Annotated in this window: 2 protein-coding genes; one reads left to right on the top strand and one right to left on the bottom strand. The window is 76.0% G+C overall.

What is annotated here, in order from left to right; translation table 11 throughout:
- Window positions 1-2 precede the first annotated feature (2 nt).
- The gene (locus tag KWI83_RS22835) at window positions 3-13,340 is read right to left on the bottom strand and encodes a non-ribosomal peptide synthetase (protein ID WP_218516238.1); all 13,338 of its coding nucleotides are present in this window, start codon (window positions 13,338-13,340) and stop codon (window positions 3-5) included.
- Window positions 13,341-13,568: 228 nt separating this feature from the next.
- Here KWI83_RS22835 and KWI83_RS22840 point away from each other — a divergent pair, with 228 nt between their 5' ends.
- On the top strand, window positions 13,569-14,759 hold the full coding sequence (locus KWI83_RS22840) for a cytochrome P450 (RefSeq protein WP_218516239.1): 1,191 nt from the start codon (window positions 13,569-13,571) through the stop codon (window positions 14,757-14,759).
- Window positions 14,760-14,850 lie beyond the last annotated feature (91 nt).

The following is a 14,850-nucleotide window of genomic DNA, read 5'->3' on the forward strand; positions in this document are numbered from 1 at the left end:
GGTCATCCTGCTTCCGTGGCTGTGCGGCGCGCGCTACGGCGGCGCTCCCGCCGCAGGTGCTGCGCGGAGAAGGGCACGTTCCGGTCGTCGGCGGGGGCCGCTCCGTTCCCGGTCGGCGCAGGAGCGACGAGGGTGGGAGCGGGAGCGCCGCCGGCCAAGCGGTCGGCGAGCAGCCGCACCTGCCCGGCCAGCGTGGGGTGTGCGAACAGGTCGCCGAGCTCCAGCCGCGCGCCGGGAAACCGTTCGGACAGTCGGGCGAACAGGCTGCCGATCAGCACCGAGTTGCCGCCGAGCGCGAAGAACGCCCGGTCCGACGGCACCCGCTCCACCCCGAGCAGCCGCCCCCATTCCTCGGTCAGCCGACGGGATATGTCGTCCTCCCGGGGCCGTCGTGCCCTACCGTCCCCGGGCTCATCGGGCGGTGGCCCCGAGTCGCCGTTCGCGGCCAGCCGGGTCAGGGCCGCGCGGTCGGTCTTCCCGTTGGGGGTGAGCGGGAGGGAGTCCCGCACGAGGATCCCCTGGGGGAGCATCCACTCCGGCAGCCGTCGCGCCGCGAACGCGCTCAGCTCCTCCGTGGGCGGGGCCGTACCGCCGGGCGCGGGCGTGACCGTCGCCATGAGCCGGGTGGCAGGCCCCTCGCCGACCGTGACGGCGACGGCCTGAGCGACCCGAGGGTGGTCGGCGAGCACCGCCTCGACCTCCCCCAGTTCCAGCCGGTGACCGCGCAGCTTCACCTGGCCGTCGGCCCGGCCCACGAAGTGCAGTCCCCCGCCCGGGGTACGCCGTACCAGGTCGCCCGTACGGAACCAGCGCCCCGCACGGCCGGGCAGCAGCGGATGCCCGGTGAAGCGCTCGGCCGTCGTCTCCGGCCGCCGCCAGTAGCCCGCGGCGACGCCCGGACCGCCGATGAACAGTTCGCCGGTCTCTCCGTCCGCCGCGGCCGACGGCGTGCCGTCCGCGTCCCGGGCGACCAGCACCAGGTCGGTGGCGCCGATCGGCTCGCCCAGCACCACCGGAGCGCCGGGCGCCAACCGGGCGGCCGTCGACCAGATCGTGGCCTCGGTGGGGCCGTACACGTTCCACAGGGCGCCGACCCTGGGGGCGAGGTCCCGGGCGAGTGACGGCGGCAGCGGTTCCCCGCCGCACAGGGCGGTCAGGCCCGGGCGCCCGCGCCAGCCGCTGTCCAGCAGCAGCCGCCAGCCGCTGGGCGTGGCCTGGAGGACGGTGATGTCCTCCTCGTCCAGCAGCCGTCCGAGCCGCGAGGCGTCCCGTACGGTCTCGCGGTCGGCCACCACCACGGTGCCGCCGGTCACGAGCGGCAGGAACAGTTCGAGGACCGAGATGTCGAAGCTCGCCGTCGTCACGGCCAGCAGCCGGTCGCGGCCGGTCCAGCCGATCAGGTCCCGGAAGGCGTCCAGGGTGTGCAGGACGCTGCGGTGCCCCACGGCCACCCCCTTGGGCCGCCCGGTGCTGCCCGAGGTGAACATCAGGTAGGCCAGCGGCCCTTGACCGCCTTCCGCGTCCGCCGCGTCGGGCAGGGAAGGGTCTTCGTCCTGCGGTGCCTCGGGAAGATCGTCCAGCAGTACGGTCCGCAGCGGTGCACCGCCGTCCAGCGCACCGCCACCCTCCACCTGCCCGGCCGAGGACCGCTCGGTCACGGCCACGGCGCAGCCGGCGTCGCTCAGGATCAGCCGCAGCCGCTCGGGCGGATGGGAGGCATCGAGCGGCACGTACGCGCATCCGGCCCTGAGCACGCCGAGCAGCGCCACCGGCAGTCGCGCGCCCCGGCCGACGAGGACGGCGACCGGGTCCCCCGGCCGGGCCCCGGCGGCGCGCACCGCCCGTGCCACCGCGGCCGAACGTCGGTCGACCTCGGCGTAGTCGAGCGATTCCGAGGCATCGCGCACGGCCTCGATCTCCGGCCGCCTGGCGGCCTGGCGGCGGAACCGGCCGTGCAGCGTCAGCGCGTCGGGGCCCAGCAGGTCGCCGGTGGGCGCGTCCGGGTCCGCGACCAGCGCGCCCGCCAGTGTGAACCACGTGTCGACGAAGGAGTCGAGCTCCCGGCCCGTCAGCGCGGCCAGGCGATGGTTGGCCAGGATTTCGACGCCGTCGGGCGTCTCGGTGAGTTCGAGCCCCAGGTCCCAGTGGCCGCCCTGCCCCCGGATGAACACCCGCTCGCCGGGAGGTTCCGGCGCGCCCGCCGGGCGGGGCCAGTTCTGGTAGGCGAAGGTCAGCGTCGGCACGGCCTCCTCGCCGCCCCGGCGACGGCACAGTTCCGCCACCGACGGGTAGGGCACGGCTGCGAGGGCCAGCGCCGAGCGGACCTCCTCCTGCAGGTCGGCCAGCCAGCGCCGCTGCGGCAGGTCGGGCGCGGGACGCACCAGCACCGGCACGGAGTTCACGAAGTGTCCGGCCGTCCTGTCGTACTCGCGTTCCGGACGGCCGTAGGTGGGCACCGCGACCAGCAGCGATCCGCGGCCCGTGACGGCGCAGACCGCGAGGGCGTACGCCGCGAGGTGGACGGTGAACGCGCTCACCCCGAGCCGGTCGGCCACCGAGCGCAGCCGGTCGCGCAGGCGCTCCGGCATCCGGTACTCCGCGTGTCCGGCCGCCCAGGCACCGGCACCCGGCGAGCCGCCGGGGAATCTCGGCGCGGGCGGCGCGTCGCGGAGCCGGTCGGCCCAGGCCCGCAGCCCCTCCTCACGGGTGGCGGCGACCTCGCCCTCCTCCTGCGCCAGGAACCGGCCGAAGAGCTCTCCCGACGCGCCCCGGTGCTCCGGATCCCGGCACAGCGTGCCAAGGTCCTCGCCGAGCAGCTCCACCGACCGGCCGTCCGCCATCAAATGGTGGACGGTCACCTGGAGGACCTCCCGATCCGTGCCGTCGTCCCACAGCACCGTCCGCAGCGCCGGCCCGGAGCCCAGCGGCAGTCGCCGGGCGGCCTCCTCCCGCAGGGCGTCGTGGAGCCGGGCGGGGGCCGTCTCGCGGACGGTGAGGAGTTCCTTCGTGCCCTCCTGGCCGGGCGCCAGGAAGCAGAGCGATCCCGCGTGCGTGCCGATGTGCCTGCCCAGGACGGGGTGGAGCGAGAGCAGCCGGGTCACGGCCGCGGCCACGGTCCGTCGGTCCTGTCCCGGGGCCAGACGCCAGGCCACGGAGAGGTTGTAGGGGGCCTCGGGCGTGGCGACCTGCTCGGCCGTCCACAGCGGCACATGACGTTCCGCCAGCGGCCACGGTGCCGTGTCGGAGCGGAGCGCGGGCTCGGGTGGTGCGGTCTGCGGCGCGGAGGTCTGGGGCGGGGCGGCCTGCGGTGGCTCGGCCGAGGGGGTGGCGGTCCCGCCCCGGGGTGTGGCGGCCGCCGCCAGGGCCGTGCCGTGCGTGGTCGCCAGCGCACGGGCGAGGTCGGCGATGGTGTCGTGGTCGTACAGGGTGCTGCGCGGCAGCCTGCCGAGCGAGGTCTCCAGCCGCCGGGCCAGCCGCATCAGCGAGATGGAGTCCACCCCTCGGGACTCCAGGGGCGCGTCCGGCGCCAGCGAGTCCTCGGGCAGCCCCGTGACGGCCGCCACCTCGGCGGTCAGCCACCGTACGGCCGCGGCGTGCGCGTCGGCCGGTTCCGGTGTCGGGTGTGCGGGGGCGGGCGCTGGTTCGGCGGGCCCGGATCCGCGCTGTGCACCTTCGGTGGTCGGCGGTGCGGCCTGCGCTGTCCAGGGCTCTCCGACAGCCGGGTGGGCGCCGGTGGCCTCGGTCCAGCGGTCGAGGTCCCCGTGGGCCACGACCGCGTGGGCGGGTCCGTCGGCGGGCGGTGCGGAGGCCAGGAGGCGCCACAGCTCGTCGGCCGCCTCGGCCACCGGCAGCGGGGTGAGGCCGTAGGTCTCGCGCAGGAAGCCGAGGGCCGACTCCGAGGGGCGCATGCCACCGCCGTCCAGGACCGGCCAGCCGACCGCGAGCGTGCGCCCGGGCCGCAACCCAGCGGCGCACAGGCGGGCACGGTCCTCGGCGAAGCCGTCCAGGAAGCCGTTGGCGAACGCGTAGTCGGACTGGCCCTGGTTGCCCACGTGCACCGCGACGGACGAGGCGAGGGCGAAGAAGTCCAGCGGGTGCCGGGCCAGCACCGTGTCGAGCAGCGTGGCACCCAGCGCCTTGACCCGGACCACGGCGTCGAGGGCGTCGGGCGTCTTCGTCCGCAGGAAGCCGTCCCGCAGCACGCCCGCGGTGAACACCACCCCGTTGACCCGCAGCCCCCGGCGGTCCAGCTCACCGGCCAGCCGGGCCACCGCCTCGGGATCGGTCACGTCGCACGGCAGGTACGTCACCTGCCCCGCCCCCGCGGCGCGGCCGTGCTCCGCACCCCGCCCCGTGACGACGACCCGGGCGCCGGGGACCCGGCGCAGCACGGAGTCGGCGACGGCGCGTCCCAGCCCGCCGGTGCCGCTGGCGATCAGGTAGCAGCCGTCGGGGCGGAGCGGGAGGGGCCCGGCGGCGCGCGGCAGCTCCGTGAGTTCGGCGCGGTGGCGTGTGCCGTCGGCGGCCGGCCGCGTCCAGGACGGGGTCGCGGACCGCCCGAGTTCGCCCTGCACCGCGGTGGCCGCCTCGTCCGGGGCCGTAGCGCACCATGCCCGGTCCACCGTGACCAGGCCGATGCCGAAGCGGCCCGTCTCACCGGCCACCGTGCGCACCAGTCCGTGCAGCGCGTGCTGGGCCGCCTCGGTGCCGGACGGCGGACAGCAGGCCACGACCCGCACCTGCCCGGAGGCGAGGCGGCGGCCGGACACCAGGGCGCGCAGCGCGGCGAACACCGGCTGGACCGTCCGGGAGGCGAACCGCTCGTAGGCGTCCCGTGCCTGCTGAAGGCCGTCCTCGAACTCGGGGAACCCGTCCGCGCCGCCCAGCTCGTCGAGGACGACCAGAACACCCGCGTCCCGAGCCAGGCCCTCCAACGCCCGGTCCACACGCCCCCGCGCCGCCTCTGGATCCCCGGGCGGGAACGCCTCCCACGGCAGCGATGCGTCGGCCCTGGCGCGCAGCGCCCGGGACAGCGGGCCGTCGCCGCCGATCACCAGCAGGTCCGAGGGGACGGGCGCCGCCGTCTCCCCTTCGGCGGGCTGCCACTCCAGCGCGTAGGCCGCCGTGTGCCGCCCGGCTCCGGCGGCCGTCGGCGTCACGGCGGCCGGCGCGTCCGTCAGCGGCTCGGAACGCAGCAGGAAACCGTCCACGTCGGCCACCGCGACGCCCGTGTCGTCGACGAGACGGAGGTCGAAGACATGGACGCCACGCACGTCGTCCAGCCGCACCGGCCGCACGTGCGCGTACACCGGGCCGACTGCGGGTTGGTGCACCACGATCCGGTCCACCGAGAACGGCCGGAACCGCGCGGTGGGCTGGTGCCCGCCGCGCGCCATCGCCCCGTAACCGGCCGCCTGGAACGCCCCATCGAGCACCGCGGGATGCAGCGCGGGCCGCCCGGCGGGTGCCGCGGGGCCGTCGCAGGAGAGCGCGGCCACGACCTCCCCGCCCGAACGGACCGCGCCGCGCACCGTGCGGTAGCCCGGCCCGTAGGCGAAGCCGTGCGCCGCGAGCACCGCGTACAGGTCGTCCGCGGAGCCCTCCGCCCGGTCCGAGGACAGCGTGGCGGCCAGCCGGTCCGGCACGTACCGCGTCAGCCCGGCCAACGGGGGCTCCGGCGCGGTGGCCGCGACACTGCCGCGCACCAGCTCGGTGTCCCCGCCCCGGACGGTGAACGGCCGGCGCCCGCCGCCGGTGCCCGAACCGTTCCGCGTGCCGTCCGGACCGGCTCCGAGCGCCACCTCGGCGTCGGTGATCCGCCCGTGCCACGGCGTCAGGAACGTGACATCCTCCAACGCCGTTCCGTACGGGTTGATGCCCAGGGCGAGCAGCGCCTCCAGTACGGCCTCCACCGCCAGTGCGCCGGGAACCAGCGGGCTGCCGTCCACCACGTGGTCCGTCACCCAGGGATGCCCGGCGGGCAGAGCGACCGGCACCGCGCCCGCGACCGGGCCGCCCGGTGCCACCAGTGGAAGGGCGCGGCCCCGGCGCAGCGGCAGCACAGCCGCCTCGACCGCGCCCGTCACCGGCGCGGGCACCCGGTGGCGTTCGCCGCCGAACGGCGTGCACGGCAGGGCCACCCTCCGGTACGAGCCGGGTACGGCGGGCCACGCGGCCGCACCCGACCGCACCCACTGCCGCGCGAGCCGCCATGCGTCGGCCCACACCTCGTCAGCCGGGCCCCGCTCACCCGCTTCTCCCGGTTCGGTCACCTGGTCCGCCGAAGCGGCATGGTCCGCGTGCGCGGTGATCTGGGCGGGGTGTCCTGAGCCGTTCGCCAGTGCCTCCAGTGCCGCCACGAGCGTGCCGCGGTCGGCGCACACGACCGCCGCCCGGCACGGCCCGTCGGCACAGCGGTGGGCCAGCGTCGCGGCCACGTCCCGCAGCGAGGCGGGGCCGGTCAGCGTCTCGGCCGGCGCGGAGAGCACGGCCGCCAGCCTGCGCGCGAACTCCGCGAGACGCGCGCCGTCCGGCGCGGCCAGGGGCACCGCGTACGGCTCCGCGTCCGCGCCCGGATCCGCCGTGCCGGGCTGGTACGTCCCGCGTTCCCCGGACCCGTACGCCCCCCGCCCGGCCACGTCGGGCCGGTACTCCTCCAGGACCACGTGCGCGTTGGCGCCGCCGGCCCCGAAGGAGCTGACCGCGGCGCGCCGCGTGGTGGGCGCGTCCGGCGCGTCGGGGCCCGCCCGCCAGGCCTCGGTCGTGTGCTGGATCCGGAAGGGGCTGCCGGCCAGCTCCAGCCGTGGGTTCTCGGGACGGGCGTGCGGGCTCGGCACCAGACGGCGGTGACGCAGCTGCAGGATCGCCTTGGTCAGCCCGGCCACGCCCGCGACGGCCTCGCCGTGCCCGATGTTCGCCTTGACCGAGCCGATCCGCACCGAGCGAGGGCGCACCCGCTCGTCCGTCGTGAACGCCCGCGTGAGGGCGCGCAGTTCGATGGGGTCGCCCAACTCGGTCCCGGTGCCGTGCGCCTCGACGTATCCGACGGTGTGCGCAGCGGTCCCGGCCCGCTCCAGCGCCCGCAGCACCAGATCGGCCTGGGCGGTGGGGCTGGGCACCGTGTAACCGCTGCCCCGGCCGCCGTGGTTGACCGCACTGCCGGTGATCACCGCGTACACGGTGTCGCCGTCCGCCTCGGCCTGCTCCAGCGGCTTGAGCAGGACCGCGCCGACGCCCTCCCCGGGCACGAAACCGTCCCCGCCCGCGCCGAACGCCCGCGTCCGCGGGCCCGGCGAGGTCATGCCGACCGAGCCCAGGGCGGCGAACCGGTCCGGGTGCAGGAACAGGTGCACGCCCCCCGCGAGCGCCATGTCGGCGTCACCTGTGGCGAGCGCCTGACAGGCCAGGTGGACCGCGGTCAGGGAGGCGGAGCACATGGTGTCGACCGCCATGCTCGGCCCGGTCAGGCCGAAGGCGTACGACACCCGGTTGGCGACGGAGGAGAAGGCGGTGATGCCGTATTCGGCGTTGTCCGCGCCGACCAGCCGCGCGTCGCGCTGCGCGAGCAGGTTGCTGGGGGAGGTGACGCCCACGTAGACACCCACCCGCTGCGGGGCACCGGGCCCGGACAGCGACGACGGCGCGTACCCGGCCGACTCGAAGGCCTCCCAGGCCGTCTCCAGGAACTGGCGCTCCTGCGGGTCCAGCACGGCCGCGTCCCGAGGTGGGATGCGGAACCGTTCGGCGTCGAACCGGTCCCAGTCCTCCAGGAAGCAGCCCCAACGGGTCGTGCCGGGGTCGAGGACGTGCGCGACCCGCCAGTCCCAGCGGTCCGCGGGTACCTCGCGCACCGGGCTCCGCCCCTCCGACAGCAGCCGCCACAGGCTGTCCGGGTCGGGTGCACCCGGGTACCGCCCCGCCAGGCCGATCACGGCCACCGGCGGCTGCGTGCCACCGGCGCGGCCGGTCGTGGCGAAGGCGAGCCGGTCCGGCGTACGGCGGTGACGCGCCGGTTCGAGGGGCTCGTCAGCGTCGTCCCTCGCGGTGGGCGCGGCGACCGCGGTGTCCGCCGTCTCGGGAGTGCCGTTGCGCTCCGCGAGGTGCCGGGCGAGTTCCTCGATCGTGCCGTACTCGTGCAGGGTCGTGCCCGGCAACGGGCCGAAGACCTCGCCCAGTCGGGAGGTCAGCTCCACGTGCAGCAGCGAGTCCACGCCCAGCTCCCGCCACGGCAGCGCCGACGGCAGGGGGCGGCGGGCACCCAGTACGCCGCGCACCACCCCCCGTATGCGCTCCTTCAGCTCCCGCGGTACGGGCTCCCGCGGTACGGGCTCCTGCCGTACGTGGTCATCCCTTGCGTGGTCCTCTCGTACGTGGTCCTCCCGTACGTTCTCCACCGCGTGTTCCTCCGCGTGTTCCGCAGGGTGTCCCGTCACGTGTGTAAACGCCTCCAGCGCCCGAGGGCGACCGCCCGTCACCACGACATGCGGGTGCGGTCCGGCCACGCACTGTTCGAGGACCCGGGTGGCCTCGGCCGTGTCGAGCGGCTCCAGGCCGGGGAAGGCGGTGAGGATGCGTTCGCTGTGGTGCCGGGCCAGCCCGGTGCCGCGCCACAGCCCCCAACTCACCGTGCGGGTGGGGCTGTCCGGCCCGTCCAGGGCGGCCGCCACCCGGTCGAGGCAGGCGTTGGCCGCGGCGTACCCGAGGCCGCCCTGGCTGCCGAAGGTGCCCAGGAACGACGAGAGGAACACCAGGGGAGTCCCGGGGAAGCGGGACCGGGCCCGGTGCAGGGCCGCGATCGCGTCCACCTTGACGTCCAGGAGGCGGCCGAGCGTGTCCTCGGTGAGGTCGTGCAGCAGGGCGTTCTCCGCCGCACCGGCTGCGTGGAGAACGCCGTCGACGCGCCCGAAGCGTTCCGCGCACCGCGCGAAGGCGGCGTCGACGTCGGCCTCGTCGCGCAGGTCACCCACCAGGTAGTCCGCGTCGCCGCCCGCGTCCCGCACCGCACGCAGCACGGCGTCCACCCGCTCGCCAGGCGCCGAACGGCCCACGAGCAGCAGCCGGGCGCGGCGACGTGCGGCCAGGTCGGCGGCCACGGCCCCGCCGACCCCGCCGGCGCCGCCGAACACCAGCAGCGCGGGCGACACGGCCGGCCACAGCGTACCGCCGTCGGACAGCCCCGGATCCGCCGACGTCAGGGGGGCGAGACGCTCCACCAGCCGCGAGCCGTGGCCATGGGAGACCAGCGGAACCCAGGTGCCACCCGGCTCGGCCGCCACGCTCGCCGCGGACACCTCGTCGTCCGCCGGCGACAGGCCGGGGAGATCCACGGCTGCGGCGGTCAGCAACGCGGACTCGTGCGGCAGGGATCGCAGCGCGCCGAGCAACACCCCCTGGAGCGCCGCACCGTGGGAGGGCCGGCCGCCGGGAGCCGCCAGCCCCGTCGTGACGAGGGTGACCGTCGACGGCTGCCCGCGCGTGTCCAGCGCCCGCGCGAGCCGCACCAGCGTCCGCAACCAGCGGCGCACCTCCCGGTGACCGGCCGGGTCCGCCGCCCAGCCCGCGCCGCCCACGAGCAGCACGACCCGGAGGGAGCCCGCGGGCAGACCGTCCGGCAGTCCACCGCCGTAGGCCACCGCCGCCGGCTGCGGACCGGGCCCACCGCCGGAGGGCCATTGCCGCGCCCAGGACCGGGCGAGCGCATCGGTCGACGCATCGTGCACCAGGACGACGCTCCCCGGGGACGCCTCGACGCCGTGACCGCCGTCCGGCACAGGGGCGGGCACCCATCGTGGGACCAGGGGCCGGGGCGCGGTCGGGGACAGGGGGGCTGTGGGCGCCGGTGCGGGGGCCGGGGACACGACGCCTGCCGGGGGCGCCGGTGCGGTAGCCGGGGGTACGAGGCGGTCGGTGGGCGCCGGGGCGGCGGCCGGGGTGTCGTCCTCCCAGGGCGGCGGCAGCGGGCGGCGGTCGAAGGGGTGACCCGGCAGTGACACCCGCCTGGGCCGGTCAGGGCCGCTCCAGCACGCCGCCCAGTCCACCGGCTCGCCCGCCAGCCATCGCCGTACGAGGGAATCGGGCTCCGGCCTCCCGCCGTCCGGGGTGCCGGACGGGCCGGCGACCGCGGGGTGCGGCCTCCCCTCGGCCAGCGCGAGCAGGGCGTCCCGTGCCTCCCGCGCGTCGCGGACGGTCAGCGCGCACCGTACGGGCAGGGCCTCACGCCCCGTCTGCAACGTCCAGGCCCAGGCGGCCAGGGACACCCCGCCGCTGTGCTCGCTGTCGCGCTCCAGACGGTCGGTCAGCCGGCGGGCCAGGACCGGCAGGGCCCCGGGCGTGGCCACGGACAGGGGCAGGACGTAAGGGCCCGGGCCGTCCGCGGCGGCGGGCACGTCGACCTGCTCCAGGACGACATGCGCGTTGGAGCCCCCGATGCCGAAGGAGCTGACGGCCGCCCGCCGAGGCGCGTCACCCGCCGGCCAGGGCAGGGTGCGGTCGGCGACCCGGAGCACGCTGCCGGACAGGTCGACAGCGGGGTTGAGCCGCGTGAAGTGCGGCATGCCCGGCACCGCCGCGTGCCGCATCGCCAGCAGCGTCTTCACCACCCCGGCGAGACCGGCCGCGCCCTCCAGATGGCCGATGTTGGCCTTCACGGAGCCCACCGCGACCCGGCCGCCGGGCCCCGCCGCTCCGGACCCGGCCTCCCCGGGCGGCGTGCCGTCGGCTTCCAGCGCCGCGCGGAGCGCCTCCAGTTCGATGGGGTCGCCCAGCGGGGTGCCGGTGCCGTGGGCCTCGACGTAACCGAGGTCCAATCCGCGCAGGCGGGCCCGGGCGAGGGCGTCGCGGATCAGCTCGGTCTGCGCCCGCGGATTGGGCGCGGTGGGACCGGCTGCCCGCCCGCCGTGGTTGGCGGCGGCGCCGAGCACCACCGCCAGCAGCGGATCACCATCGGCCTCGGCCCGCCGCAGGGACCGCAGCACCAGCCAGCCCGCGCCCTCGCCCCGCACGTACCCGTCGGCCGCCGCGTCGAAGGCCCGGCTCAGTCCCTCCGGCGACAGCATGCCCGCCCGCTGGAACGCGGCCTGGTTGAACCCGTTGCCGAGCAGGTTGACCCCGCCGACCAGGGCGGTCTCGCACTCGCCGCGCTCGATCGCCGACACGGCCAGCGCCAGCGCGGTCAGGGAGGCGGAGCAGGCGGTGTCGACGGTGATGCTCGGGCCGGTCATGTCGTAGTGGTAGGAGATCCGGTTGGCGAGGAAGGCCGGGAAGGTGCCGAGGGTCGCGTAGCCGTCCGCGTGTCCCTCCCGGACCGTGCGCTCCCGGAAGTCGTAGCTGGAGGTGCCGACGAAGACTCCCGTACGAGTCCCGGCCAGCCACTCCGGAACCAGCCCGGCGTCTTCCAAAGCGTGCCGGCTCAGTTCGAGCAGCAGCCGCTGCTGCGGATCCATCGACCGCGCCTGGCGGGGCGGAATGCCGAAGAACTCAGCGTCGAAGTCGCCCGGCGCGTCGAGCAGTCCCGCGCGGGGGAGGCGCGGCGGCGCGGCACGGTCGCCCCCCTCCGGGACGTCCGGGACGAAGCCCGCGAGCCGGCCCGCCGGGACCTCCCGCACCGTGCACTCGCGGCGTACCAGCAACTCCCAGAAGGCATCCGGCCCTTCGGCACCGGGGAACGCACACGCCATCCCGACGATCACGGCCCGGTCACCCGGCGGGGCGACATCGTTCGGGGCGGCGCTGTCCCGGACGGCCCTGGAGGGAGTGGCGCCGTCCGAGACGTCTTCGACGGCGGGCGTGTCTGCCGGTGCGGGGCGGGCCGCGTCCACCGCCGCCGCGAGGGCGCGGGGTGTCGGATGGTGCCACACGGCCGTTGCCGGAAGCCGTACCCCCAGCCGGTCGTGGACGGCGGCAGCCAGACGTACGGCGGCGGACGAGGTCAGATCCAGTTCGCCGAACGGTCGGTCCACGTCCACCGGGCGGCCGGTGACGTCCCGTACGAGCTCCGCCAGCCGGTGCACCGTCGCCGGGTCCGTCGTAGGAGGGGCCGGCTCCGCCTCGGTGGGGGAGCCGGCGCGGGGGCCGGTGCCGGCATCGGCCGTACGCAGTACGTGTCGGCGGACGTCCGCCAGGTAGCGGGTGGCCTCGCGGCCGTTGAGGACGCCGTGGTCGTAGGCGAGCGTCAGCAGCCGGGTCCCGTCCGGTCCCGGCGACGCGGCACCGAGGAACAGGGTGGCCACGGCGGGCGGCACCACGACGGGCGTGGCGTGCAGCGCTCCCTCGTCGTCCAGTGAGGAGACCAGCACGGTCGTATTGCCGTCGACCGTGGTGTGGCCGGACAGGGCGGACTCCAGGGCGGTCGCCCAGCGGGCCGAGAAGTCCGCGAAGCTGCCCTCGTCGGCGCCCGGCAGACCCGCGACGACCAGGTCCGCCTCGGCCGTCGCGACGGCGACGCCTGCGTTGACCCGGCGGAAGATCCGCAGACCACCGGCTCCGATCCGGCGCGCCCGGAGGCGTGGATGGTCGCGGGCGGCGAGCGCGGCCAGCCGCACCAGGGCCTGGAAGTCGCTGACGAAACCCGTACCGGACTCCGCGCGCAGCCGCGCGGCGGCCCGCCGTAGCGTCGCGGCGTCGAGGGAGACGCTGACGGACGAGGCCGTCACCTCGGCGCGCGACCGGTCGAGCGCCCGGTTCAGCCGTTGCTGAGCCTCCGTCAGGGGGACGTCGTCGAAGTCCGCCGGGGCTTCGGCCGCCCCGTCCTCCAGGTGCGGAGGGGCCGACTCCCGCGCCGCGGCGGGCTCCTGCCCCGCCTCGGCTCCGTCCAGGTGACGGTCGATGTCGGCCGGGGTGAGCATCGAGCCCCGGCGCGGTATCGACGCGAGGTCCTCCATCGACAGCCCGCGCAGCCGGGCGTGCTTACGGGCCAGGGGGGACATGCGGACGGGCGGCCCGGCGGCCGGGAGCGGGGAGACGCCGGGCTCCTCGTCACCCGAAGCCCGGCAGGCGGGCGCCGCCCCGTCGCAGGACGCTCCGTCATCTGACTCCCCGCCCCCGGGCGTCCCCTCGCCACCCTCTGCCGCGACACGTATGCGCGCCACCGGCTCGCCCTCCGCGACGGTGGCGCCCTCGGCGACCAGCCAGCACTCCAGCTCGCCGCTCACGGGGGCGTCGACGTCCACGGTGACCTTGTCGGTCTCGCACTCGTACAGGGGCTCCCCGGCCGCGAAGCGCTCGCCCGGTCCGCGATACCTCTGCAGCAGACGTGCCCCGGTCACGTCCTCCGCCAGTTTCGGCAGGCACAGCGTCGTGATCCGGTTGGCACGCGGAACGTCGCCGCTCGTGCTGGCCTCCATCCGACCTCCTGCTCCCGTCGTCCGACCGACCGGTCGTGGATGTCCCGCCCGCCACTATGGGCAGGCCGTCTGACGGCGGCCTGATGCCCGCCTGACGGACCGTGGGCGGCCCCTCTCGCTGCGTCACGGGAGGCGAGGAGACTCACGGGACGGACGACGAGCCGCGAGGCGGTTCCCCGGCCGACCGACAGCCGAACCGGAAGCCATCCCGCACGGACATGGAGAGACATGGTCGCCAGCGAGACGCGTCACCCCTACCCCTTCGACCGCACGGCCCCGACCGAGATCCCGCCCCTGTACGAGGAACTGCGTGAGACGGAACGGGTCGCAAAGATCACCATGGCGACGGGGGACCCGGGATACCTGGTCACCCGGTACGAGGACGTCCGCTTCGTCCTCTCGGACCCCCGCTTCAGCGTCCGGCAGAACCTGCCGGGAGCCCCGCGCCTGACCGAGATGACCTTCGAGAGCGTGATGACGACGGACCCGCCCGTGCACACCCGGCTGCGGCGGCTGGTCTCACGGGACTTCACCTCGCGCCGCGTCGAGCGGATGCGTCCCCGGCTGGAGGAGATCGTCGACGAACTGCTGCAGGCCATGGAGGACGAGGGGCCGCCGGCCGACATCGTGGAGTCCCTGGCGGTGCCGTTCCCGATCACCGTCATCTGCGAGCTGCTCGGCGTGCCGATGGACGACGTGACCCGCTTCCGTGGCTGGGCCGACACCATGGTGTCGCTCACCGGCTACTCGATGGAGGACTGGTCGGCCGCCCGCGATGCCCTCCAGGACTATCTCGACGGCCTCATCGTCGCCAAACGGAAGGAACCCGGCGCCGACCTGCTCAGCGCCCTGGTCGCCACCGCCGACCGGGAGGACGACCTGACCGACAGGGACGTACGCTCGCTCTCCCTCATCCTGCTGCTCGCCGGGTACGAACCGGCGTCCAACCAGCTCGGTTCCAGCGTGCTGACGCTGCTGCGCTTCCCCGGCCGGCTGGCGCAGCTGCGGGAGCGGCCCGAGCTGCTGCCCTCCGGGGTGGAGGAGCTCATGCGCTACGCCCCGGCCGGGGACGGCGCCCTGTTCCGCGTCACCCTGGAGGAGGTGACGATCGGCGACACCCGCATTCCGGCGCACAGTGCCGTCCTGGCGTCGACACAGGCCGCGAACTGGGATCCACGGCGCTTCGAGGATCCCAAGGGCCTGCTGCTGGACCGCCCGGACAACCAGCACACCGCGCTGGGCCACGGCATCCACTTCTGTCTCGGGGCCGCCCTCGCCCGGCTGGAACTCCAGGTCGCCATCGGTGCGTTGCTGCGCCGCTTCCCCCGGCTCGAGCTGGCCGCCGACGTCGGAGAACTGCGCTGGTCGAGCCCCGGCTCCATGCTCAGCGGGTTCTCGGAGATCCCCGTGACTTGGTAGCCCGCGTCACGCGGGGCACGACGGCGACGCCCGCCCGGCCCTCCCGCCCACACGCGGGGGAGGGGCCGGGGCGGCGCACCGCTACAAGAGG

It is taken from the genome of Streptomyces sp. TRM70350 (genome assembly GCF_019219825.1).
Taxonomy (GTDB): Bacteria; Actinomycetota; Actinomycetes; order Streptomycetales; family Streptomycetaceae; genus Streptomyces.

Coding starts and splice junctions, on each gene's coding strand:
- KWI83_RS22835 (WP_218516238.1), bottom strand. CDS start 13,340: ATGGAGGCCAGCACGAGCGGCGACGTTCCGCGTGCCAACCGGATCACG.
- KWI83_RS22840 (WP_218516239.1), top strand. CDS start 13,569: ATGGTCGCCAGCGAGACGCGTCACCCCTACCCCTTCGACCGCACGGCC.